The sequence below is a fragment of the Massilia sp. CT11-108 genome (assembly GCF_047302915.1).
Classification (GTDB): Bacteria; Pseudomonadota; Gammaproteobacteria; order Burkholderiales; family Burkholderiaceae_D; genus Telluria; species Telluria orientalis.
Genome location: NZ_JBKYMO010001174.1, coordinates 1 through 569 on the forward strand (window position 1 = coordinate 1; position 569 = coordinate 569).

General features: G+C 71.9%; 1 protein-coding gene. It reads right to left on the reverse strand.

The window, feature by feature from the left end; genetic code table 11:
• On the reverse strand, window positions 1-569 hold a 569-nt coding region (locus tag ACEN88_RS33810; RefSeq protein ID WP_413346733.1), incomplete at both ends, for a DUF1631 family protein.

Consider the following 569-nt stretch of genomic DNA (forward strand, 5'->3'; position numbering starts at 1 on the left):
AGGACCAGGCCGCACAACCGGCGGCTGGCTTCAGCGCCGCGTCCGGTGCGGCAGCCCAACCCGGCGCCGCTGGACGGCAACGTGGGCAGGTCGGGAATCAGCGGGACGCCATCCTCGCCGCCATCGTCGCCGAACAGCTTGCGCAACTGCTCCGCAAGGGTGGCGCGCTGGCCGGCGCGGGCCGCCTTCGCGGCGGCGCCGCCATCCGTCTTCTGGATGCGGTAAGCACCCACGGAACCCGGCTGGCCCTCCTTGCGCAGCGCGGCGACGAGGGAGTCGTACAGCGGGGCGAGGTCGAACACGATGTCCGGCCGCAGCAGGGGCTGGATCAGGCCATGGGCATCCGTTTCCGGTTCGAATTCACGCCACGCCTCGTCGATCGCGCCGAGGAAGATCTCGGGACGGAAGGGATTGCTGTCCGCACGCAGCACGCCGCGTCCGAGCAGCATGCCGAGGCGGACGGCCAGCGTGGCGAGCGGGTCGGCGTACCGGATGTCGAAGGGACGGGCCAGCGCGCCCAGTGCGAGGCGGCTGTCGACCTCTTCCAGCGGCACGAGGTCGAGCGACGC